A 23,359-nucleotide genomic window follows, 5' to 3' on the forward strand; every position below is an offset into this window, starting at 1 on the left:
TTCTCTATTTTACTGAAGAAAGCTGAAAGAAACCTAAAACTAAGATAAACGTTCTTCCAAGACAAAGTCAATTGGTAGAGTAGCCAAAAAACGTTCCAATTGTTTTTCCCAGTAGTACCACTCGTGCTTACCTAGACTATGACTATAGGTCACCTCAAAACCAAGTTTTTTGAGGTTTTTCACTGCGAGATTATTGGCAGAGTAGAGATAGTCTTGCTCTCCACACCAAGCCCATAGTTTAGTCTTTTTATCGGATTTTGCAGCCATGCTTTCAAGCGAATGAGGACTAGCTGTCCAGTCTTTAATCTCTCCAAAAACTCCTCGCCAGTATGCAAGTGACCCCAGATCCTGACTTTCAGGAGAAAATTCCTGAAAACTGAGTGCACCAGAAAAACTAGCCGCATGAGAAAAACGATTTGTCGATAGAGCGAGTTTGAAGGAACCGTATCCACCCATGGATAGGCCTGCTATGAAAGTTTTTTCTCGCTTGCTGGTCATATTGGGGAAGAAACGTTTCATTACCTGAGGTAACTCTTCTGCTAGAGCTGTATAGTAGTTATAGCCATACTGAGTATCTGTGTACCAGCCATTGCTAGTATTGGGCATGATAACAATGAGATTGGTCCCACGCAACAAGCGCTCGACATTGGTACGTTTGAGCCAGCTATTTTGGTTTCCTGACATTCCGTGCAAAAGATAAAGAACAGGAATATCCGTGCAATCTGGTTCAGTCACCCGACTAGCATCTGGATAGAGTACGGTAACGCCCCACTCCATATCCAAAACTTTTGAGTAATACTCAATATTCATAACTGCCATGGTTGTCTCCTTTTACTATTCTATAAGAAAAAGCCGAATTTCGACTTTTTCTGTAGGTATTCTGCTTATTATTTTGCTTCCATCACGACTGGCAAGATTGCCGGGCGACGCTTGGTTTGATCAAAGAGGTACTTGGTCAGATTGTCGCGAACCTTGCCTTTGAGATCTGCCCAATCAAAGTCATCACCTTGAAGATACTCTTCTACCGTTTGGTTAATCAATTCTGAACTTTCACGGAGAATGTCACGACTCTTCTTGAGATAAACGAATCCACGCGTGTGAACACGGGCCTTAGCCACAATTTTCTTCTCACGACGGTTGACAGTGATCGCCACGATAAAGATTCCATCCTCTGACAAGACCTTACGGTCACGAAGGACGACATTTCCAACATCCCCGATGGCATTTCCGTCAATCAAGACATCCCCAGCAGAAACAGCTCCAGCTGGAACAAAGTCTCCATGTTCATAAGACATGGTCGTTCCCTTTTTAGGGATGAAGATGCGTTCTGGCAACATTCCAACTGCCATGGCAGCCTTGGCATGCGCATCTAACTCACGGTACTCTCCTTGGATAGGGAAGAGGTAGTTTGGTTGCAAAAGATTGATCATTAACTGCAAATCACGCGCATTCCCATGTCCGGATACTCGCAAGCTTTGGGTAATGAGTTTCACCACACCACCAGCTTGGTAGATCATGTTTTCAACACGCGCCATGACAGCTTCTTTTGCGATAGATGGAGTGGTTACGATATAGACCAAGTCCCCATCTTTGATTTCCACATAACGGTGGCGTCCAATGGACATCTTGCGAAGTCCATTAATCGGCTCACCCATACGGCCCGTCTCAAGGATAATCAACTCATGGTCGTCAAAACGAGACATTTCTTTGGGTTTAATCAAGAGACTTTCATTGGCTAGAGACAATTTTTTGAGTCGAATCGCAGTGCGGACGATATTTTCAATATCAAATCCAGTCAAAACAACTCGGCGACCTGTATCTGCTGCAGCATCAAAAACCTGCTGGATACGAGAAAGGTTGCTGGCAACTGCGGCAACGATGATACGACCTTCCCAATCTGCAATGGTCTGGGTAATTTCGTCTCCAACTTCACTCTCACTCGCCACCTGGATATTGCTGTCTGCATTGGCTGAATCACTGAGGAGCGCCAAGACACCATCACGACCGATTTCTGCCAAACGAGCAAAATCCGTCGCATAGGATTCGCTAGCTGTCTGGTCAAACTTGAAGTCCCCTGTATAAACGATGCTACCTTCAGCTGTTTTCAGGACTATTCCCAAACTTTCTGGGATAGAGTGAGTTGTACGGAAGAAGGAAACCACAGTCCCTCCAAAATCAATCTCCGTATCTTCATCAATCACATGGAAGTCATTGAATTTCTTAACCGTATCATTTCCTTTGACAAAGAGTTTGGCCAACTCAATGGTCAACTCAGAACCAAATACAGGCACCTTAGCCTCTGCCAAAAGATAAGGCAGGGCACCAATGGCATCTGCATGTCCGTGGGTCAAAAAGACCCCTGCGATACGATCGCTATTTTCAAAAAGGTAGTCCATATTTGGAATGACGACATCAACACCTAGTTGTTCATTTTCAGGGTATTTAAGCCCCGCATCCAAAACAAAAATAGAACCATCGATTTCAGCGATGTACATATTTTTACCATTTTCTCGTACACCACCTAGTGTTGTTAAACTAATATTACTCATTTTCCCTCCGAAACTTCATTTATCTTGATTATAGGGCGAATTTACCCTCTTATTCTAAAAGTTCTAAAACTTCCAGCCGAATCTTTTCCTACCATTATACCATTTTTTTGATTATTTTCAAAACGAAGATCGGTTTTTAACTAGAGATTAGTCACTACTGTGAATCGAATTCTTTTACTTTGACTTCTCTTTTGGAGGCTTCATCTAAGATAATAGAACGATTGTACCATCAAAATTATGGACTTTCTGAATCAATTTGATTTCAGATACCTTTCTCGAACTCTAAATTTTTCTTTTAGTTCAAAAAACTTGCTTTTACCTCTCGACTTGAGAACTATTTCCTACAAAGACATGGTTTATCTACATCCAAAAGCGAAAATTTCCTGTTCGCTACAGAATCTAAAAAATTTTCAGCAATTAGCCACTAAGATAGAGGATAACGTTAGGAAATTTCTTCAAAAAGAAAAAAGACTTAGAAATTCTAAATCTTTTTATCATCTTTAGTTTGGATAGATATAAGTGACGTTACCTAAAAATTCATGAGGATTAAAGAAGCCACGGTAATTTGCAATCTGCTTTTGACGTCTGTAGTTTGCTTCCAATACCTGGATGGAGTTTTCACTTTGAACATCTGTTACATAAGCAACGTGTCCATATTCACCACCATCCCAAACGGCGATTGCTCCTACTACTGGAACACTTCCTGTCTTATAGCCTTGAGCACTCGCGTAGATTGCCCACGTGTTGGCATTTCCCCACCAGTTGCTAGCCCAAGGCGCCAATTCTTTCACACCCCATGTACACTGACCAACAGGGTATGAGTTTCCATAGTTTGTCGGAGTCTTTTCGACAACATCCTCTGTATCTGATACCACGTTCGCAGTGCTAGCTGGAGCACTGTAGGTTGAGCTAGCCTGAGCGGAACCACTCACTTCCAATACATCGCCTGGGTGGATAGTGTCAAAGATGGTTTTTCCATTCAAAGCTGCCAACTCATGCGGATCCATGCCGTTTGCAGTTGCGATGGCATAAAATGAATCACCGTCTTGGACAACGTAAGAGTTCGCGTGCACAGTTTGAGCACCAACTGTAGCTAAAATAGCCGTAGAAGTCAAACCAAGAGTCAGTTTCGTAACTGTTTTTTTCATAACTGGATTCCCCTTATATTTTCTTGATAAGAAAATCATACTTGATTTACATGTCAGTTCGTTTAGAGTTATATTTTAGTCATGTTACAAAAATTTATACTTTTACTACATAAGGTTTAAAAGCAGACATCGTATAAAGTGATAGAAGAGAATAAAAATGAATCATTCCCCCAATCTTTTCATCAGTAAATCACTCAAAAGACCGTCTTCTCAACCACTCCCACATCAAGCATTTATCCGTCAAAAAGAGACCGAGATAGGTCATCTCAGTCCCTTTCCATCTATAACTCCATCAAAAAATCATACATTTCTTGCACGGTACCCAGCGCCATCATTTCTTGGTATTTGACGGTTCTTTAGCTATCTTTTTCTACTATCTCTGGAAAATAACTTTCAAAATATGCCTTGGTAAGGCTAAATAAATGTAATTTTTTACCCTCAATATTCACAAAATTCATTTTATCATTGATTCCTTCTAATTTTAAATCATAGACATATTTATTTTCTAAAATATCAATAAAAAATATTTTAATCTTTTCAATATCTTCAATTCTTGAGTCAAACTTCAATAGTAGATTATTTGAGGTTTTCTTATCAATCATAAATCTTTCTTCAGCCTTTAATTTATGATTACCTCCCGATCCATTTTTTTCTATATATTCTATTTTATCAATTAAGGCATGACCTAACCCAATATTTCTAATTTTTATAAGAATAGCAATCGATTCTTCATCTTGAGCATCTTCTTTGTTAATCTTTATATAATTATACTGACAGATATAATTCTTGCCTTGTTTCTTGCCTTGTTTCTTGCCTTGTTCTGAATCTATTTTTAAACAATTAGAGGTATGTTTATGTTTATCTTTACTTCCCATTTGTTCATAATTTAATCCAACATTCAATATTGGTCTAACTGAGTCACGTTTTTCTTCCCTATATTTTGTATTTTCATTCTTTAGAGTATATACAATCAAATAACTCCCAATAATTGACCCATAATAAGCTAACCAATCAAAGTCTATTGTTTTTCTCAAATTAATACCAAAATCTTCAGTTCCAAAGTGCGTTTTTAAAACAATTTTTACAACAGCATACAATATAGGTAAAAAAGACACAAAAAAGAATATTACTATTACTTTATCTTTAACAATCCAGCTTGAAATTTTCTTTAAAGACTTCATGATTATCCTTTCAAAAAATCATACATTTCTTGCACTGTCCCCAGTGCCATTATTTCTTGATCTTTGACGGTTTGTTTGAGATTTTGGTAAATCTGACTTTCAGCAATTTCCCTTTTCGGCGCTTCTTTATTGACTGTCATGACACCATCTTTGATCGTCACAAAGCCCAGTTCCTCAAATACTTGAATCATCTTGACCAGCAAGATTTGTTGGATATTGAGATAAGCCGCCAGATCCTTCAGCTTATAGCGAATATCAAACTCTGGAAACTGGTAAATGGTCTTGTACAATTTAGCAAACTGCTCTCTAGTCCCATAACCTGTTAGATAGTAGGCCTTGTCAATGTCGTTCTTGAAATAGACCGCAGAGAAATTTTGCTCCTGAAAAACGGTCTTCAGCAGGGTAATATCCTCAGGAATGGTTTTCACAACCACAGCATCACTGGTCGCTAATTCTGGTAATTCTCCAGCAAAGTCCAAGACTGGAACCCCTTCTGGCAAGACTGCATTCTTCCCACGAATGTTAAAGAGTTGAACACCTTCCACACGCGCATCCACCATCATCAACTGGAGGGCAGTTTGGCCATTCCATTGGTTGACAGACAGGGTGACTGCCAATTCTAAGTTTTTTGTCTGAGCAAACTCTGTCGCCCATCTACCTTGTCCGAAGGCCACCACTTCAAAACTCGCCTCACCCTTGGAAATTTTTAGTTTGAGGTGGGCATTGCCTGCCCCCATAGTACGGGCACTTTCGACCTGAAAATCCTTGATATAAAAGACAGGTTTCTGATTGTCCATTCCAAAAGGTGCTAAACGTTCAAAACTTTTGACCGTTTCCAAGCTAAGCGTCTCCAAGTCTAGCTCTTCATCTAGATTTAACTTATTCTTGCCACTAGCATCTGCACCCTTTTCACGGACATAACCTTCCAAAACCTGGGATAAATCTGAGAATTTCTCAACCTCTAGCGTCATCCCTGCTGCACCAGCATGGCCGCCAAAGGCGATAAAGAGGTCTCGATGGGGATCCAAGGCTTCAAAAATATCGACAGCTTCCACGCTACGAGCACTGCCCTTGGCACGACCGTCCTCTATGTTAAGAACGATGACCGTCTGCCCTAGTTCTTCCAGCAAGCGGCCAGCCACGATACCCAGAACTCCAGGATTCCAACCTTCCTTTGCCAAGACCTGGACCTTCTTCTCAGGATCCACCATGGTCTTAGCTTCTTCATAGATTGACTGAACGATTTCCTTGCGCTCTTCGTTTTTCTGATGAATCATGAGGGCAATCTCATGCGCTTCCTCATCATCAAAGCCAGTCAACAAATCAATGGCAGGATTGGGATCGTCCAAGCGGCCTAAGGCATTTAAACGAGGGGCAATCTGGAATCCAACCGTTTCTTCTGTCACTTCATTAGCAGCAATCCCAGCCATGTCTAGCATTTCTTGCAGACCGATGCGCTGAGTATGCCCCAACATTTCCAGACCATATTGAACCAAAATACGGTTTTCATCCGTCAGGCTCACCATATCGGCAATAGTTCCGATGGCGACCAAATCAAGCAACTCCACTTGTACTTCTTCTAAAAGAGCGCAAGCCAGCTTGAAAGCCACTCCGCATCCGGCCAACTGTTTGAAAGGATAGCCCGCATCTGAATGCTCGGGATGAACAATCGCATAAGCATCAGGAAGGGTTTCAGGCATGGAATGATGGTCAGTCACAATGACATCCACTCCCATAGACTGAGCTAGTTCAATAGCCTCGTGACCTGCAACCCCATTGTCCACTGTCACAATCAAGGAAATCCCCTCTTGCTCGATAAAGTATTTATAGACACTGGCATTAGGGCCATAGCCATCTGTAAAGCGATTGGGCAGGTAAACACGACACTCTGCGCCCAGCTGTTCCAAACTTTCCTTAACAATAGAGGCCGAAGTCATACCATCCGCATCATAGTCTCCATAGATGAGGATGTTTTCCCCTTCTTCAATTGCCTGACGAATCCGCTCCACTGCCTTGTCCATATCATGGAGCAGATAGGGATCGTGCAAGTCTTCCAAAGAAGGTTCTAAGAACTTCTTTAGACTTTCTTCGTTCTGAATCCCTCTTTCAAATAATAACCGAGCCACCTCAGGACCCAGTCCAGCCCTCTTGGCTATCTTTGTAAAATCCGCATCTTCAACCTGCGGGGCAAACTGCCATTCATAAGTAGGAGTTATCAAAAAAACATCCACTCTTTCTAAGAATTCTATCGTTTCATTATAACACGATTTAGGCATTTTCTCTATCCATATTGCTTTTTTATAACATTTTAGTGAATTTTTTTCAGATATGATTTGACAAGAACATTCTTTTGTTGTAAAATCATGTTATAAAATCTAACACAAAGGAGATCTCTCATGGCTTTAGTAGAATTTAAACACGTCGAAAAATATTACGGAGACTATCACGCACTCCGCGACATCAATCTCCGTTTTGAAAAAGGACAAGTCGTTGTCCTGCTTGGACCTTCCGGATCTGGTAAATCTACTCTTATCCGTACGATTAATGGTTTGGAGGCTGTTGACAAAGGAAGTCTCCTAGTCAATGGACACCAAGTAGCAGGTGCCAGTCAGAAAGATTTAGTTCCTCTTCGTAAGGAAGTCGGCATGGTTTTTCAACATTTTAATCTTTATCCACACAAAACAGTGTTAGAAAATGTAACACTCGCGCCCATAAAAGTTCTAGGAATTGATAAAAAAGAAGCTGAAAAAACAGCCCAAAAATATCTGGAATTTGTAAATATGTGGGACAAGAAAGATTCCTATCCAGCCATGCTATCTGGTGGACAAAAACAGCGAATCGCCATCGCTCGTGGTCTTGCCATGCATCCGGAGCTCCTCCTCTTTGATGAGCCAACATCTGCCCTTGACCCTGAAACCATCGGAGACGTTCTAGCAGTTATGCAAAAATTGGCCCGAGATGGTATGAATATGATTGTCGTTACTCACGAAATGGGCTTTGCCCGAGAGGTTGCGGACCGCATTATCTTTATGGCCGACGGAGAGGTTTTAGTAGACACGACAGATGTCGATGACTTTTTTGACAAACCAAGCGAACCTCGTGCCCAACAATTCCTCAGCAAAATTATCAACCACGAAAGTGACAAAGTCAAATAAGGAGGCGCCTATGAAAAAGAAATTCTTTTTATCCGCATTATTGATTAGCCTTTTCAGCCTTGCTGCTGCCAAACCAGTTCAGGCTGATACCACTGTCGCAGACATTCAAAAAAGAGGCGAACTAGTTGTCGGTGTCAAACAAGACGTTCCTAATTTTGGCTACAAGGATCCCAAGACAGGGACTTATTCTGGTATCGAAACGGACCTTGCCAAGATGATTGCAGATGAACTCAAGGTCAAGATTCGCTACGTTCCTGTTACCGCTCAAACACGTGGACCACTCCTAGACAATGAACAGGTAGACATGGATATCGCAACCTTTACCATCACAGATGAACGTAAAAAATTATACAACTTCACCAGTCCCTACTATACGGACGCTTCTGGATTTTTGGTCAACAAATCCGCCAACATCAAAAGCATTGAGGATCTAAACGGTAAAACGATCGGAGTTGCTCAAGGTTCCATCACCCAACGCCTGATTACTGAACTGGGCAAAAAGAAAGGTCTAACCTTTAAATTTGTCGAACTCGGTTCCTACCCAGAATTGATTACTTCCCTTCACGCTCACCGTATTGATGCCTTTTCCGTGGACCGCTCTATCCTATCTGGCTACATTAGTAAACGGACAGAACTACTAGATGATAGTTTTAAACCATCTGACTACGGTATTGTTACCAAGAAATCAAACACCGAGCTCAACGATTATCTTGATAGCTTGGTCACTAAATGGACCAAGGACGGTAGTTTGCAGAAACTTTATGACCGTTACAAGCTCAAACCATCTAGCCATACCGCAGATTAAGGAGGACACCCCATGACAGATTTATCATCTTGGACAGCCTATTTTCAGGATTTTGGACAATTTTTCAATGGTTTCCTCTTCACCCTTGCCCTAGCGATTGGATCTTTTATCCTCGCCATGGTTTTGGGCATCTTCTTTGGGGCCATGTCAACCAGCAAACGCCCATTCTTGCGTGTTTTGGCTCGTATCTTTGTCGAATTTTATCAAAATACTCCCCTCTTGGTGCAGTTTGTTATCGTTTTTTATGGCCTACCTCTTATCAGTGACCATATCATCATGATTCCGATTTATTGGACAGCTGTACTTTGTGTGGGACTCTATCACGGCGCTTATATCGCTGAGGTTATTCGATCAGGGATTCAGTCTATTCCTAGCGGTCAGATGGAGGCCGCCCTGTCGCAAGGTTTTACCTATATCAATGCCATGCGCTTGATTATCTTGCCTCAAGCCTTCCGTATCATTCTCCCTCCATTGACCAACCAAATCGTTAACCTCATCAAGAACACCTCTACAGTTGCCATCATCTCTGGAGTAGACTTGATGTTTGTGACTAAGTCTTGGTCGGCTCTCAACGGAAATTATATCCCAGCATTTTTAGGTGCTGCTCTTCTCTACTTTGCCCTATGCTTCCCTGTTGCCCAGTTTGGCCGCAAGATGGAGCAAGCCAACAAAAAAGCCTATTCACTTTAGGAGGTTACTATGGAATCTATTTTAGAAGTTTTGACCCCAGATAACCTAGTCTTTATCTTTAAAGGATTTGGCTTAACCCTCTACATTTCTCTAATCGCTATCGTCCTCTCGACCCTTATCGGAACAGTACTAGCCGTCATGAGAAATGGGAAAAATCCTGTCTTACGGATCATCTCCAGCATTTATATCGAGTTTGTACGTAACGTTCCCAACCTCCTCTGGATTTTCACCATCTTTTTGGTGTTTAAGATGAAGTCCACACCAGCTGGTATTACCGCCTTTACCCTTTTTACCTCAGCAGCCTTAGCTGAGATTATCCGAGGCGGTCTCAATGCCGTGGACAAGGGCCAGTATGAAGCAGGAATGTCGCAAGGTTTTACCTCTGCGCAAATCCTCTACTACATCATTCTCCCACAAGCGATCCGCAAAATGCTGCCAGCCATCATTTCTCAGTTTGTAACTGTGATTAAGGATACCAGTCTTCTCTACTCTGTTATCGCTCTACAAGAACTCTTTGGCGCCAGCCAAATTCTCATGGGCCGTTATTTCGAACCAGAGCAGGTCTTCAGTCTTTATATCCTGATTGCCTTGATTTACTTTATCTTTAACTTTACTATTTCTAGCTTGTCTCATAAGCTAGCAAAACGTTGGCAACAAGCTGCGGAATAAAAACGAAATGTGAACTCAAAACAAGGGTTCACATTTTTTGCTATAAATGAAAAAGAGCAGCTCAATGCTATGCAAACGTTTTACTTTTTTGGTAAAATGACTTTAAAACCATAACGTAAGGAGAAAAAAATGATCCAAGAACTTTGCAAAGAATTCTCTCAACTTGAACAAGTAGAAGCTATTGCTCTTGGTGGTTCTCGTGCAGGACAAGTCTACGATCAAAATTCTGACTATGACGTTTATGTCTATCTAAACTCTTCTATTGATGAGGCGATTCGACGAGATATCTTGAGTAAGTATTGTTCTTATATGGAAATTGGAAACCAGTTTTGGGAGTTAGAGGATGACTGTGTACTAAACAACGGTATCCAAATCGAGTTGATTTATCGTTCGCTGGAGTCGTTTGAACAAGAATTGAACACAACTGTTTTTCAACACAAAGCTCAAAATGCTTATACAACTTGCATGTGGCACAATCTACTCCACAGCAAGATTCTATACGACCCGAATGGACACTATGCTTCTCTCCAAAAGACTTACCAGATTCCCTATCCACAGGAACTCAAAAAGCATATCATCGAAAGGCAACTCCTTTTGCTAGAACAAGCCATGCCTGCCTTCTCTCACCAAATAGAAAAAGCTATCAAGCGCCAAGATCTTCTCAGTATGAATCATCGTACGAGTGAGTTTTTTGCTTCCTACTTTGACTTGTTATTTGCGCTCAATGAGCAAATCCATCCTGGTGAAAAACGAATGTTGGAGTACGCAAAGACCAATTGTACACTCCTCCCTATGCAATTTGAAGAAACTATTCGCAAGTACTTCCAACTACTCTATCAACCACAACAAGGAGAACAAGCGATCGTAACCTTGCAAACTATCCTGAAGGAACTAAAAGCCATTTTGCCATAGACCAAAAAGAAAATGTGAACCTCTGTTGCTGTTCACATTTTTATTTGTCGTTGACTGTAAAATTCTAGTCTACTCATATTCAGTTGCCTATTTTTGACTCTCTCTGAAAATCTGCAACTAGGTTAGAAATTGTTCAATTGATTGACGAGCAATCATAAAACCGCTCCAAAAACCGCACTCACAATCACTTACCCTGCTCTTTCATTACTAGTGACAATTTTTCCCTTAGGGTTACTACAAGATTTTTTAGAGATTCTAACAAGAATTACAATATGAATTTTACATATTACCATAGAACACCTCTATAGGAGAAAATCAGAGCTAAAATTAATAAAATATAGAAGGCGAGAAAAAGCCATCTCATCTTCACACATAGAGCAATGTATTCTCTGATAAAGGCCGATGGGATATAGTAGGCGGCTGTACGGCAACCAAGGCCATCTCCCTTCATCCCAATACGGCGAGCATAGGTACTGGTACGAAAAACATGGTAATCATTGGTCACAAAGAGAAAACGTGGACTGGCCACCAGCTTCTCTCCCATTTCTTTTGAGAAGAGAAGATTCTCATAGGTCGTCGTTGAGTCTTCCTCTAGGAGAATCGCTTCTCTCGGAACATCCGTCTCTTCCAGCAAATAATTACAAATCGCCTGAGCTTCGGATATCTTTTCATCTCCACCTTGACCACCACTTGCGATGATTTTAACATTGGGATTGAGAGACTGGTGATAAGCTTCTACTGCCTTGTCAATGCGACTCTTCAGTAAGGGAGTCACTTTTTCTCCATTCAATAAGCCTGCTCCGTGAATGATGATAAAATCATAATATTTTTTCTTGGGAATAAAAAGATACAGAATAGAATAAAGCAGAAATCCTGCAAAAGCAAAACCAAAAATCAAATACGAATAAATCAAAAAGAAAAAGATAATATTCACTAGATGATTGGTATAGAACAAGCCCTTAGTATCGCTCACTCGAATCGCCATGATTACAAAAAAGAATAGAATCACGCACCCTAATCCTAGAGACAAATAATTTGCCTTGGATTTTCCTTCTTTTTTCAATAACACAAATCCATTATAAATAAGGAAAAAACCACTTAGAAAAACTAAAAGAGGCAGCAGGAGAAAAATCCCTGCAAAGAAAACCATGTGCACTTCTTTCTGCCCAGCTTCGTAAAAAAGATTGGCAATGGACATATAAGAAAAGAGCAGAGACAAAAGCAAGAGAGCTGGATTCCAGAGACTGCGATTGTCCCTTAAAAACGAAACGAGAAAAAGTAAGACAAAAAATCCTGTGATAAAGTACATAGTCTCCTCCTTTGATGACTACATTGTACCATAATTATAGCAATAGAAAAAGAGAACCTTAGTCCTCTTACTTAGAGAGTTTATTCTGAGCATCTGCTACAACCTGAGCCAGACTTGTCTGACGAAGTTGGTTCTCCATAGCTGCTTGAACATCGAACAACTTTTGGTCCAAGACTGCATGGATATTAGCACCAATTGGGCAATTAGGATTTGGATTGTCATGGAAACTAAAGAGCTTACCGGATTTTCCTAAACACTCCACAGCTTGGTAGACATCCAACAAACTGATATCCTGAAGGTCTTTTATTATCTCAGTTCCTCCCGTACCACGAGCAACTGAAATCAATCCAGCTTTTTTGAGTTGCGATAAAGTCTTACGGATAATGACTGGATTGACTCCGACACTGGCCGCAAGAAAATCGCTGGTTACCTTACTATCTGTATCCTGCATTGCAATAATAATCATCATATGAGTCGCAATTGTAAATCGGCTTGAAATTTGCATCTTCTTCTCCTTTCATTGATATTTTATTCATCTTTTCCCGTATAAACATTATACCTTTTTTGCTTATCCTGTCAAATATTAACGAATGATTATCTTCTCAATGCAAAAAGTCCTGTATCCCTCTTGGTACCCAGAACAGCGGAGGACATACAAAGACTTATTTCTTTATGCAATTTTACGGACAATCCCTTTTGTTTTATGACTTGACCAAACCGAGCTGATAGACACCCCAGCACCAACTAAGGTAAACACAGCTAACATAGCTAGATTATAAAAATAGTTATCTGGAAAATCACCGCTAAAGATTAATTGATTCACCACTCGGAAAGCAAAGGCAAACTCAACCCCTAGTTTAGCAACGACTTCCATCGCCAAATCAATTTGATTCACTAGAAAGACAGTAATCACCATCCAAATAGAGGAAATCACAATCCCCTTTCGAGATACCTTTCTTCCAAGGATTTCATATCCTTTAATGGTACAAATCCCCAGAACAATACCCGCTACCATAGCTACATAACCTAGACGAGCGATAAATAGAGCAACTGCTCCACCAATCAAGGCTCCCAGCAAGGCACCAACTGCTCCAAGAAGAACATTTTCCTTTTGATTTTGATAAGAATCTACCTCAATCTGAAGATTGCTCTTCAGCAATTGATAGCTTTCCTCGTTGATAAGGAAAATTGAATCACCTAATTGATAGAGACCAACGGGGCCCTCCTGACCGCTGTAGGCACACACTTGGACGAAATGATGGGTTTCAAGGAAGGCAACGAGATCTGTTATGAGCGTCTGTAACTTTTCAATTGTTTTTGATTTGCGCATGGCACCTTTTACGACAAAAGAAACAAGGTACTGGTTGATAGACAAGGTCGACAAGTTTGGAAGAGATTCACTCTTAAACTCATCCCAAACCAATTCATTTTCTTCTGAATCCGCAGGATTGCCATTCAAACTCACACTGACACAAAGTCGAAACTGGTTTTTCACGTCAGTTTCTTGCAGGAATAATAAATAGCCTGACTGCGTGCCATAAATACTACGCGAATCTTCGTCAAATTGCAAGCCCAACTCCGAGGCAATAGCGTGTAACTCTTCTGGTTTCATTATCTGTCTCCTCTTATTTTGAATATCAATTAGTATGAGATTCAAATTAGTTATATTCCGTTATTCTAACATAAATTTGAGAAGCCGTCAATTCGTATCCAGTTCGACTTATCGCAAAACAGCAGTCACTAGACTATCTTATTTCTAGCTAGAAATCCTCTTAAAACCAATCTTTCTTTTCTCTTTCCATCCAGAGTTCAACATCCTGATCATAGCCTTCTTGTTCACTGATTTGACCTAACAATTCGTGGTTATGAGTATGGTGAATCCCATTTACCAAACTTTCATAGTAGATTTGGAAATAGGGGAGCTTCAAATCCTTAGCCAACTGCAATTCAGCTTCTACATCATAATCCACTCGACGAAAATCAATATCAGCCAAACCAGTTTCATCAAACTCTAAGATCATATACTGAGCCCGCAGGTCCTTACGCAACTTCGCATCTAGAAAGAAAGGTTGCCCAATGGATCCTGGATTAAGAATCAACTGTCCGTCACTTCCATAACGAAGCAACTGTTGGTGGATATGGCCATATACTGCGATGGAGGCGTGTGGATTCGTCACCAATCTATCAAAATCTTCTTGTTTTCCCGTATGGATCAATTCTCTTCCCCAGTTTTTATCAGGGAGATGGTGAGTGATTCCCACCATCAAATCACCAAACTGACGATGAACTTGCATAGGTTGATTATTGAGGTCTTCGATTTCTTTAGGGCTGACCTCCTCTAAGATGTACTGACTTAGGCGCAGGAGATAACGATGGCTCGCTTTTGTAGGATCTAACTTGCGATGCAGACCTCGCCAGAGACTATTCTCCCAATTTCCCAGCACTCTTACAGTGATAGGCAAACTTGCTAAGAGATCCAAGATCCTTCTACGTCCTGTTCCAGGCATGAGAATATCTCCCAAAAGCCAGTACTCGTCTACCTCTGCCGCTCTTGCATCAGCCAAAACAGCTTCCAAAGCTGTCGTATTTCCATGTATGTCTGAAAGAACTGCTATTTTGGTCATTCTTTCTCCTTACCCTTTTACTTCTTTTGTTAGTATTATAACAGAAAACACTCGAAAAGATCACTATCACTGATCACTGGATTAAATTGTAAGAGCCTCCAAATCGTGCTATAATATAAGTAGAAACTTCCCCTTCATTTAGGATTATGTGGTCCACAATATCTCTCAATTTTTCCAGATTGGAGGACTATTGCCATGCGGAATTATCTTAAGTATATCCCATACTACCTTGTCACTTTCTTTTTTTACTGGCCCCTCTATGAGCTCCTCTCTCTACTCATCTCTGACCCATATACACTGAAGGGACTATACATTTACAACATCATCCTCTTTTCACCTCTGGTAACCTTTATCGTATCGCTACTTTATAGCTATCGATTTCATTTCTCACTTTGGTGGCTACTCGGTATTGGTCTGCTCTATTGCTTTACCATCATCACCTTTGGCGAGTTCATCCTGCTTTACTTCCTAGCCTATGAGCTCTTTGCCCTACTTGGCTTGGCTGCTGGTGTGGGGATCAAGCATCTCTTCCAGAGAGCGAAAAACAAAAAAATTATACAAAAACCTTGAAAATTCTCGCAATCATGCTATAATAATGCATAGAGACAAGTCACTTAGTCCCTTTCTACTAGAGAGTGCGTGGTTGCTGGAAACGCATAGAAAGCCTAAACTGATACTACTCTACTGACTTTTATGCAAACATAAAACGGTGGCCACGTTAAAGCCAATCAGAGGTGTCCCTCTTTTTTGAGGAACATAAATGAAGGTGGAACCACGTTGCGACGTCCTTTTAGGATGTCGTTTTTTGTTTGGAGAGTATTAACGACAAAGTTAAGATGAAATTTAGCCAAGAGCTGAAATGAGGTGATAGATTTGAAGAAAATATTATCTTGGATGATCACTTGTACCTTCCTTTTACTCTATGTCTGGCTAATGAATACGCTCAGTCTATGGGGGACGGAAAATATTGTCGTCTTTTCATTTTTTCTACTCATTCCTCTCTTACCATTCCTTGCCCCTTTTCTTGGTATCTTAATGTTTTTCAACAACAAGAAACTCATTATAACAGGATATCTTTTCAGTTTAACAGCTGGTATCTATTTGGTCAATGCGATAAAAAGCTATCCAATATGGATATACATGAGAGGTGAGATGACTCAGGAGGAATACCTGTCTCTCATTCTTTCCTTGGTATGCTATCTATGTATTTCTACGCTTTTCTTTATTTTCAGACTGAAAAAGTTAAAATGAAATTGATTTAGCAAATCGACTGCTATTATTCTTTGTTGATATCTAGTTTCCCACTTCTTCAAACCTCAGTTATAAAATATGATTAATTTTTAAGGAGAAAACCATGATTAAGATTACTTTCCCAGATGGCGCTGTTCGTGAATTCGAATCTGGCGTTACTACTTTTGAAATTGCCCAATCTATCAGCAATTCTCTAGCTAAAAAAGCTCTCGCTGGTAAATTCAACGGCAAACTCATCGACACGACTCGTGCTATCACTGAAGATGGAAGCATCGAAATCGTGACACCTGATCACGAAGATGCCCTTCCAATCTTGCGCCACTCAGCTGCCCACTTGTTCGCCCAAGCAGCTCGTCGCCTTTTCCCAGACATTCACTTGGGAGTTGGTCCAGCTATTGAAGATGGTTTCTACTATGATACGGACAATCAGGCTGGTCAAATCTCCAACGAAGACCTGCCTCGTATCGAAGAAGAAATGCAAAAGATCGTTAAAGAAAACTTCCCATCTATTCGTGAGGAAGTAACCAAAGATGAAGCGCGTGAAATCTTCAAAAACGACCCTTACAAGTTGGAATTGATTGAAGAACACTCTGAAGACGAGGGTGGTTTGACCATCTACCGTCAAGGTGAATACGTGGACCTCTGCCGTGGACCTCACGTCCCTTCAACAGGCCGCATCCAAATCTTCCACCTTCTTCATGTAGCAGGTGCTTACTGGCGTGGAAATAGCGACAACGCGATGATGCAACGGATCTACGGTACAGCTTGGTTTGACAAGAAAAACTTGAAAAACTACCTTCAAATGCGTGAAGAAGCCAAAGAACGTGACCACCGTAAACTTGGTAAAGAGCTTGACCTCTTCATGATTTCACAAGAAGTCGGACAAGGTTTGCCATTCTGGTTGCCAAACGGTGCGACTATCCGTCGTGAATTGGAACGCTACATCGTAGACAAGGAGTTAGCTTCTGGCTACCAACACGTTTACACTCCACCACTTGCTTCTGTTGAACTCTACAAGACTTCTGGTCACTGGGATCATTACCAAGAAGACATGTTCCCAACTATGGACATGGGTGACGGGGAAGAATTTGTCCTTCGTCCAATGAACTGCCCACACCACATCCAAGTCTTCAAACACCATGTTCACTCTTACCGTGAATTGCCAATCCGTATCGCTGAAATCGGTATGATGCACCGCTACGAGAAATCTGGTGCCCTCACTGGTCTTCAACGTGTACGTGAAATGTCCCTCAACGACGGTCACCTCTTTGTCACTCCAGAACAAATCCAAGAAGAATTCCAACGTGCCCTTCAGTTGATTATCGATGTTTATGAAGACTTCAACTTGACTGAATACCGCTTCCGTCTCTCTCTTCGCGACCCTCAAGATACTCACAAGTACTTTGACAACGATGAGATGTGGGAAAATGCCCAAACTATGCTTCGTGCAGCCCTTGATGAAATGGGTGTTGACTACTTTGAAGCTGAAGGTGAAGCAGCCTTCTATGGACCAAAATTGGATATCCAGGTTAAAACTGCCCTTGGAAAAGAAGAAACCCTTTCGACTATCCAGCTTGACTTCTTGCTCCCAGAACGCTTCGACCTCAAATATATCGGAGCTGACGGTGAAGAGCACCGTCCAGTTATGATCCACCGTGGGGTTATCTCAACTATGGAACGCTTCACAGCTATCTTGATTGAGAACTACAAGGGTGCCTTCCCAACATGGCTTGCACCACATCAAGTGACCCTCATCCCCGTTTCTAACGAAAAACACGTAGACTACGCATGGGAAGTAGCTAAAAAACTCCGTGACCGTGGTGTCCGTGCTGATGTGGATGAACGCAACGAAAAAATGCAGTTCAAGATTCGTGCTTCTCAAACCAGCAAGATTCCTTACCAATTGATCGTTGGTGATAAGGAAATGGAAGACGGAACAGTCAACGTTCGTCGCTATGGCCAAAAAGAAACACAAACTGTCTCAGTCGATGACTTTGTTCAAGCTATCCTAGCTGATATTGCCAACAAATCACGCGTTGAGAAATAATACTCTTCGAAAATCAAATTCAAACCACGTCAACGTCGCCTTGCCGTACTCAAGTACAGCCTGCGGCTAGTTTCCTAGTTTGCTCTTTGATTTTCATTGAGTATAAGAACCTAGCATAAAAGCCTCCAATCCGGAGGCTTTTTCTCATTTATGTTTACTCAATAACGAGCTTCACTTCAGCGAATTTAATCCGTACGGTTGTTCCTTTTCCGACCTCAGACTCGATGCGAATCTGGTGGCCCAGTTCTTCAGAAATTTTCTTAGATAGATAGAGGCCAAGTCCAGATGACTGCTGGGTCAAACGCCCATTGTAGCCTGAAAAGCCACGTTCAAAGACTCGGAGCACATCGCTGTTTTTAATCCCGATTCCCGTATCCTTGATACAGAGCTCCTGACCTTCCATATAAATCTCTAGCCCACCTTCCTTGGTGTACTTGAGACTGTTTGAGAGGATTTGTTCAATGACGACCAACAGCCATTTCTTATCAGTCACGATGATTTTGTCAAGGTCATGGAGATTGAGCGCCAGTCCATTTTGGATAAAGAAAAGGGCATATTTGCGAACCACTTCCTTCACCAGATCCTCCACTTGAACCTTTTCAAATACCAAGTCATCGTGGAAGCTCTCCAAACGAAGATACTGCAACACCAGATTGGTATAGGAGTCAATCTTAAAGATTTCCTGTTCCAGTTGCTGCTTGACCTCCCGATCAGAAACTTCTGCCACTAGAAGCCGACTAGCTGCAATGGGGGTCTTGATTTGGTGAACCCACAAGGTGTAGTAGTCAAGCAAATCCGTCAACTTGCTCTGCGCTTCAGACTTCTTTTGATACAATTCAGACTCACGCTCTTCGAGCTTTTCTGCTAGCGCACATTCCAGAGGAGACTTGGGGTCTCTCTCAGCATAGAGTACTTCCTGCCGGTAAACCTGAGCTTCTGCAAAAATATCCCAAGCCAAAAATAAAAAGGTCAAAAAACTACTGAGCAGAAAGAAATAAAGAAAATAAGTTCCTAGACTAGCAAATAAAAACTGAAAGAGAAGGACGAGAAAGCCTAATGAAAAAATATAGGTAAAAACGCGACTGCGAGAACGCAGATAGGCTAGAAAAAATGATTTCCAATCAAGCATGTTTCAGTCCGTATCCTATCCCTTTCTTGGTTTCGATAAACCCTGCTAAACCTTGCTCCTCCAACTTTTTACGCAGGCGAGCAACATTGACAGACAAGGTATTGTCATCGATGAAAAAGTCGCTATTCCAGAGTTCTCTCATCAAGTCATCACGCGCTACGATATTGCCAGCATGTTCAAACAAGACCCGCAAAATTTGAAATTCATTCTTGGTTAAGCTCAGGACTTCCCCCTGATAGTGCAGGTCCATAGACTTGGTATTGAGAATCACACCTGCATACTCTAGCAAACTTTCATCCCGCCCAAACTCATAGGAACGGCGCAACAAGCCTTGAACCTTGGCAAGGAGCACCTGCTGGTCAAAAGGCTTGGTCACAAAGTCATCTGCCCCCATATTGATCGCCATGACAATATCCATCGCCTGGTCTCTCGAAGACAGAAACATGATGGGCACCTTGGAAATCTTGCGAATCTCCTGACACCAGTGATAACCATTAAAGAGTGGCAAACCAATATCCATGAGGACCAAATGAGGTTCTGACTGAACAAAAAGGCTCAATACTTCCATAAAATCTTCTACCAAAACGACCTCAAAGCCCCACTCAGAGAGCAGTTTCCCAACTTGTTGTCGAATAACTTGGTCATCTTCTACTAGTAAAATCTTGTGCATGCGCTCCTCCTTTGTTATTACTCAAAGTATCAAAACCCTTCATATCAGATTTACGGATCAGTATCTCATACTGTTTAGCAGCCTATTTCCCAAATCCAAATCAGAAAACAGATGATAAATAGAGAACATTCCCACTGATATCATACCTTATTTTTAATTATAGTTCCAGCCTTATCCTATATTTTCCTTTTTGTGCTCATTTAGTTAGCGTTTCTTTAACTTATTTAATAGATCTAGCCTTCTTATTGACAAGCTAGCCATGATTTGTTAGAATATGAATGAACAAATAAATTTATTCATTCATAAAATAAAGGAGGTTAAATCCTATTGGACAAAAAACAATCTTTAAGGACAGCAGCCTATGAAGTTTTTTCGAAAAAAGGTTACAAGGCAACAGGTATTTCAGAAATTGCTAGGCAAGCTGGTGTTGCAGTTGGTTCTTTTTATAACTATTACGAGAGTAAAGAAGCCATTTTTCTAGACATCTATATAGATGAAAACAACCGCGTTCGCCAAGCTATGATCGAAGAACTGGATTGGGAAATTGACATGATCGACCTCATTGGTCAACTATTTGCTCAGTCCAGAACTCTCGTTTCTTCCAATAAAATCCTTGCAGAATGGTACAATCCTGCCATCGCAGATGAGTTACACAGCTACTATTCCTCGGAAGAAGGCAAAGTCGCAAATCCTTTTCATCAGTTTCTAGTTAAAACTTTTACAAATCGTATGCAGTCTGAAGGGTACTCGCCAGAAAAGATTCAAGATATTTTACAGGTTTATAATCTGTTTTACTATATGGATATGCATATCACGGAAAAAGATTTTCCAGATATTGGCAAAACTGTTGAAATACTTGCGACCAACTTCATTAAAGGAGTTCTAAAATAAAGAATGGATTTCTTTATTTTTTGAAAAGATATGAATGAATAATTTTATAGTTCATTCATAAAATTAAGAACAGGAGTCATAAAAAATGAAAAGAGGTAAAAAAATGTTTATTATCATTCTATCAACACTTGGAGCGATATGTATTATAACTTGGGGTGCCATCGCTTATCTTGGACGAAGCCAGACATTATCTATAAAATCCATTGAAAACCCCAGCGGAGATCTATATTTAATTCATATCACAAAACCGAGTCATCAAATCTGGAAAGCTGGGGCTTATGCTAAGTTTACACTCCCTGATACCTCGTCTACTGCTAGTAAATATGAAGCTAAGGGAGAGCAAACCAGTCGATGGCTAACCATTGCCTCCACACCTGATGAAGATGAAATTCTCATTTTGACTCATAATAGTGGAAGCAACTTTAAGAACACCTTGACACATTTACCGGCTGGCAGTGAGATTGAGATGAGTTGGCTGGATTCCTCTTTGACTGTTAAAGATACGAATAAGCCACTAGTTTGCTTTGCATCTGATGTTGGTATTTCTACTCTACGCCCCCTTATCAAAGAATGGGCTGGTAAATGTCCGATTATTCTCAACCATTTTGACAAAGGAGTTACTATTTTCGATAATGAGATGAAAGAACTGGCTCAAAAAACACCGAATTTTACTTATAAAACTAGCGAGGAACTTTCTCAAAGTCAAGAATTTTTAAAACGTGCTATTGATGAATACGGCAATCAAGCTAGTTATCTCATCACAGGTCAGCCTGATGATGTAAATGAGATGAAGAACTTTTTAAAGGAAAATGGGATTGATAGCAAAAACATACAAGTAAGCTCGTTTAGAGGTTTGAAATAGGAGCAATCTATCTTCTATGTATTTCAATCAAACCCTACTAGGTCATTCGAACAAGCCTACTAGCTAATTCTAGGTAAATGTGGTAATATAAACATTGAGAAAGGAGCTTTTATGGCCAATATTTTTGACTACTTAAATGACGTAGCATACGATTCCTTTTATGACCTCCCCGTGAATGAGTTAGATATTCTTGCCCTGACTGAATTAACCTATCTTCCTTTTGATGATGTAGTTACCCAAGAACCAAAGCGCCTCATAGATCTTGCACCTCAAATCCCTAGAGACACGACGATGTTGACCAATAAAAACCGTCTCCAGTTGTTGGATCAACTCGCTCAACACAAACGCTTTAAAAATTGCAAGCTCTCAGACTTTATTAACGATATTGATCCTGAATTGCAAAAACAGTTTGCAGCCATGACTTATCGTATCAGTCTCGATACTTATTTGCTTGTTTTTCGCGGAACGGATGATAGCATCATCGGTTGGAAAGAAGATTTCCATATGACCTATATGAAGGAAATCCCAGCTCAAAAACATGCCCTCCAGTATTTAGAGGACTTTTTTTCCCAACATCCTAACCAAAAGGTTATTCTAGCAGGACACTCAAAAGGGGGTAATCTAGCTGTCTATGCTGCCAGTCAACTTGATCCAAACTTGCAGAAAAACATTGTCGCTGTCTATACTTTTGATGCCCCTGGGCTTCACAAGGAACTAACCGAAACACCTGGCTATCAAAACATGATGGAAAGAACGAAAGTGTTTATCCCACAAGGTTCTATCATCGGGATGATGCTGGAAATTCCGGATAAAAAAATTGTTGTTCGAAGCACTGCCTTGGGTGGTATCGCCCAGCACGATACCTTTAGTTGGCAGGTTGAAGACAAACACTTTGTCCAACTAGACGAAACTAATAGTGACAGCCAACAAGTCGACACTACTTTCAAGGAATGGGTTGAAACAGTTCCTGACGAAGAACTGCAGCTCTACTTTGACCTCTTTTTTGGAATCATTCTAGATGCAGGCATCTCTTCTATCAACGACCTTTCTTCCTTCAAGGTCATTGAACACATTCACCATCTCTTTGTACAAGCCCAATCCCTCACTCCTGAAGAAAGAGAAATCATGGGACGCTTAACCCAACTCTTGATTGACACTCGCTACCAAGCTTGGAAAAATCGAGAATAGACAAAAACCAACTAACCTAATGATTAGTTGGTTTTTTGTTTAAGAAACTAATGGATACTACTTAGAATCTCGAGTATAGAATTAGTCTTCTTTTTTCTTTCGAGACACAAGTCCAAATCCGCTCATCAAACCAAGTACTCCTAGAGCTGCCAAAGCTGCATGATCTTCCGTACCAGTATTAGGTAATTCTTTGGTTGCTTTAGTAGTTGGAGATTGCTCAGTCGGTTTTTGTTGAGGGGCAGTAACAACTTTTTCGTAGACATGTTCTGTGTCACCGTT

At 40.9% G+C, this 23,359-nt stretch carries 23 protein-coding genes; 11 read left to right on the forward strand and 12 right to left on the reverse strand.

Annotated elements, in window-relative coordinates:
* Positions 1 to 39 precede the first annotated feature (39 nt).
* From HMPREF2991_RS02725 to recJ, 5 genes are all read right to left on the reverse strand, one after another.
* Positions 40 to 819: an alpha/beta hydrolase gene (locus HMPREF2991_RS02725; protein ID WP_000290059.1), complete on the reverse strand. Its 780-nt coding sequence runs from the start codon at positions 817 to 819 to the stop codon at positions 40 to 42.
* Between the two features lie 68 nt (positions 820 to 887).
* On the reverse strand, positions 888 to 2,549 hold the full coding sequence (locus HMPREF2991_RS02730) for a ribonuclease J (RefSeq protein ID WP_000065608.1): 1,662 nt from the start codon (positions 2,547 to 2,549) through the stop codon (positions 888 to 890).
* A 500-nt stretch (positions 2,550 to 3,049) separates the two neighbouring features.
* Positions 3,050 to 3,697: a COG3942 and LysM peptidoglycan-binding domain-containing protein gene (locus HMPREF2991_RS02735; protein WP_000754477.1), complete on the reverse strand. Its 648-nt coding sequence runs from the start codon at positions 3,695 to 3,697 to the stop codon at positions 3,050 to 3,052.
* A gap of 356 nt (positions 3,698 to 4,053) precedes the next feature.
* Positions 4,054 to 4,878 (reverse strand): hypothetical protein, encoded by an 825-nt coding sequence (locus HMPREF2991_RS02740; protein WP_070683356.1) that lies wholly within the window; start codon positions 4,876 to 4,878, stop codon positions 4,054 to 4,056.
* A 2-nt stretch (positions 4,879 to 4,880) separates the two neighbouring features.
* Positions 4,881 to 7,097, reverse strand: a complete 2,217-nt coding sequence (gene recJ / locus HMPREF2991_RS02745; protein WP_070683381.1) for a single-stranded-DNA-specific exonuclease RecJ — start codon at positions 7,095 to 7,097, stop codon at positions 4,881 to 4,883.
* A gap of 177 nt (positions 7,098 to 7,274) precedes the next feature.
* On the opposite strand from recJ, the gene HMPREF2991_RS02750 reads away from it, so the two are divergent.
* From HMPREF2991_RS02750 to HMPREF2991_RS02770, 5 genes are all read left to right on the forward strand, one after another.
* Positions 7,275 to 8,033, forward strand: a complete 759-nt coding sequence (locus tag HMPREF2991_RS02750) for an amino acid ABC transporter ATP-binding protein (RefSeq protein ID WP_070683358.1) — start codon at positions 7,275 to 7,277, stop codon at positions 8,031 to 8,033.
* 10 nt (positions 8,034 to 8,043) lie between these two features.
* Positions 8,044 to 8,838, forward strand: a complete 795-nt coding sequence (locus HMPREF2991_RS02755) for a transporter substrate-binding domain-containing protein (RefSeq protein WP_083312759.1) — start codon at positions 8,044 to 8,046, stop codon at positions 8,836 to 8,838.
* 12 nt (positions 8,839 to 8,850) lie between these two features.
* Complete coding sequence (locus HMPREF2991_RS02760; protein ID WP_070683360.1) at positions 8,851 to 9,528, forward strand: amino acid ABC transporter permease; 678 nt, start codon at positions 8,851 to 8,853, stop codon at positions 9,526 to 9,528.
* Positions 9,529 to 9,537: 9 nt separating this feature from the next.
* Entirely contained in the window at positions 9,538 to 10,197 is a 660-nt protein-coding gene (locus tag HMPREF2991_RS02765; RefSeq protein ID WP_070683362.1) for an amino acid ABC transporter permease, read from the forward strand.
* A 129-nt stretch (positions 10,198 to 10,326) separates the two neighbouring features.
* A complete protein-coding gene (locus HMPREF2991_RS02770; RefSeq protein ID WP_070683363.1) occupies positions 10,327 to 11,109 on the forward strand; it encodes a DUF4037 domain-containing protein in 783 nt (260 codons plus the stop codon).
* Between the two features lie 286 nt (positions 11,110 to 11,395).
* Here the strand turns inward: HMPREF2991_RS02770 and HMPREF2991_RS02775 are convergent, their stop codons facing one another.
* The 4 genes from HMPREF2991_RS02775 to HMPREF2991_RS02790 form a co-directional block, all read right to left on the reverse strand.
* Positions 11,396 to 12,418 carry a YdcF family protein gene (locus HMPREF2991_RS02775; protein ID WP_042902759.1) on the reverse strand — a complete coding sequence of 341 codons (1,023 nt, stop codon included), beginning with the start codon at positions 12,416 to 12,418 and terminating at the stop codon, positions 11,396 to 11,398.
* 67 nt (positions 12,419 to 12,485) lie between these two features.
* Positions 12,486 to 12,923, reverse strand: coding sequence for an Rrf2 family transcriptional regulator (locus HMPREF2991_RS02780; RefSeq protein WP_049490302.1), 438 nt, complete (start codon positions 12,921 to 12,923; stop codon positions 12,486 to 12,488).
* A gap of 165 nt (positions 12,924 to 13,088) precedes the next feature.
* Positions 13,089 to 14,030, reverse strand: coding sequence for a hypothetical protein (locus tag HMPREF2991_RS02785; protein WP_000801524.1), 942 nt, complete (start codon positions 14,028 to 14,030; stop codon positions 13,089 to 13,091).
* A 160-nt stretch (positions 14,031 to 14,190) separates the two neighbouring features.
* Positions 14,191 to 15,042, reverse strand: a complete 852-nt coding sequence (locus HMPREF2991_RS02790) for a metallophosphoesterase family protein (RefSeq protein ID WP_049490303.1) — start codon at positions 15,040 to 15,042, stop codon at positions 14,191 to 14,193.
* Positions 15,043 to 15,237: 195 nt separating this feature from the next.
* On the opposite strand from HMPREF2991_RS02790, the gene HMPREF2991_RS02795 reads away from it, so the two are divergent.
* The 3 genes from HMPREF2991_RS02795 to thrS all read left to right on the forward strand — a co-directional run bounded on the left by HMPREF2991_RS02795 (position 15,238) and on the right by thrS (position 18,340).
* Positions 15,238 to 15,612: a hypothetical protein gene (locus HMPREF2991_RS02795; protein ID WP_049490304.1), complete on the forward strand. Its 375-nt coding sequence runs from the start codon at positions 15,238 to 15,240 to the stop codon at positions 15,610 to 15,612.
* Between the two features lie 324 nt (positions 15,613 to 15,936).
* A complete protein-coding gene (locus HMPREF2991_RS11130) occupies positions 15,937 to 16,293 on the forward strand; it encodes a hypothetical protein (protein WP_049490306.1) in 357 nt (118 codons plus the stop codon).
* A gap of 103 nt (positions 16,294 to 16,396) precedes the next feature.
* Entirely contained in the window at positions 16,397 to 18,340 is a 1,944-nt protein-coding gene (gene thrS / locus HMPREF2991_RS02805; protein ID WP_070683365.1) for a threonine--tRNA ligase, read from the forward strand.
* A 154-nt stretch (positions 18,341 to 18,494) separates the two neighbouring features.
* Here the strand turns inward: thrS and HMPREF2991_RS02810 are convergent, their stop codons facing one another.
* Together HMPREF2991_RS02810 and HMPREF2991_RS02815 are read right to left on the reverse strand one after the other, a co-directional pair.
* Positions 18,495 to 19,469 carry a sensor histidine kinase gene (locus HMPREF2991_RS02810; RefSeq protein ID WP_070683367.1) on the reverse strand — a complete coding sequence of 325 codons (975 nt, stop codon included), beginning with the start codon at positions 19,467 to 19,469 and terminating at the stop codon, positions 18,495 to 18,497.
* On the reverse strand, positions 19,462 to 20,139 hold the full coding sequence (locus HMPREF2991_RS02815) for a response regulator transcription factor (RefSeq protein WP_000548981.1): 678 nt from the start codon (positions 20,137 to 20,139) through the stop codon (positions 19,462 to 19,464). The genes HMPREF2991_RS02810 and HMPREF2991_RS02815 overlap by 8 nt, the downstream gene beginning before the upstream one ends.
* A gap of 321 nt (positions 20,140 to 20,460) precedes the next feature.
* Between HMPREF2991_RS02815 and HMPREF2991_RS02820 the strand changes: the two genes are divergently transcribed.
* The 3 genes from HMPREF2991_RS02820 (at position 20,461) to HMPREF2991_RS02830 (ending at position 23,080) form a co-directional block, all read left to right on the forward strand.
* Positions 20,461 to 21,030 carry a TetR/AcrR family transcriptional regulator gene (locus HMPREF2991_RS02820; RefSeq protein WP_070683369.1) on the forward strand — a complete coding sequence of 190 codons (570 nt, stop codon included), beginning with the start codon at positions 20,461 to 20,463 and terminating at the stop codon, positions 21,028 to 21,030.
* An 85-nt stretch (positions 21,031 to 21,115) separates the two neighbouring features.
* A complete protein-coding gene (locus HMPREF2991_RS02825; RefSeq protein WP_000820258.1) occupies positions 21,116 to 21,892 on the forward strand; it encodes a ferredoxin reductase domain-containing protein in 777 nt (258 codons plus the stop codon).
* Positions 21,893 to 22,003: 111 nt separating this feature from the next.
* The gene (locus HMPREF2991_RS02830; RefSeq protein ID WP_001273839.1) at positions 22,004 to 23,080 is read left to right on the forward strand and encodes a DUF2974 domain-containing protein; all 1,077 of its coding nucleotides are present in this window, start codon (positions 22,004 to 22,006) and stop codon (positions 23,078 to 23,080) included.
* An 81-nt stretch (positions 23,081 to 23,161) separates the two neighbouring features.
* Here the strand turns inward: HMPREF2991_RS02830 and HMPREF2991_RS02835 are convergent.
* The coding region (locus HMPREF2991_RS02835) for an LPXTG cell wall anchor domain-containing protein (protein WP_142350310.1) at positions 23,162 to 23,359 on the reverse strand (198 nt) is incomplete at its 5' end.

The sequence above is a fragment of the Streptococcus sp. HMSC072D07 genome, from assembly GCF_001814835.1.
Classification (GTDB): domain Bacteria; phylum Bacillota; class Bacilli; order Lactobacillales; family Streptococcaceae; genus Streptococcus.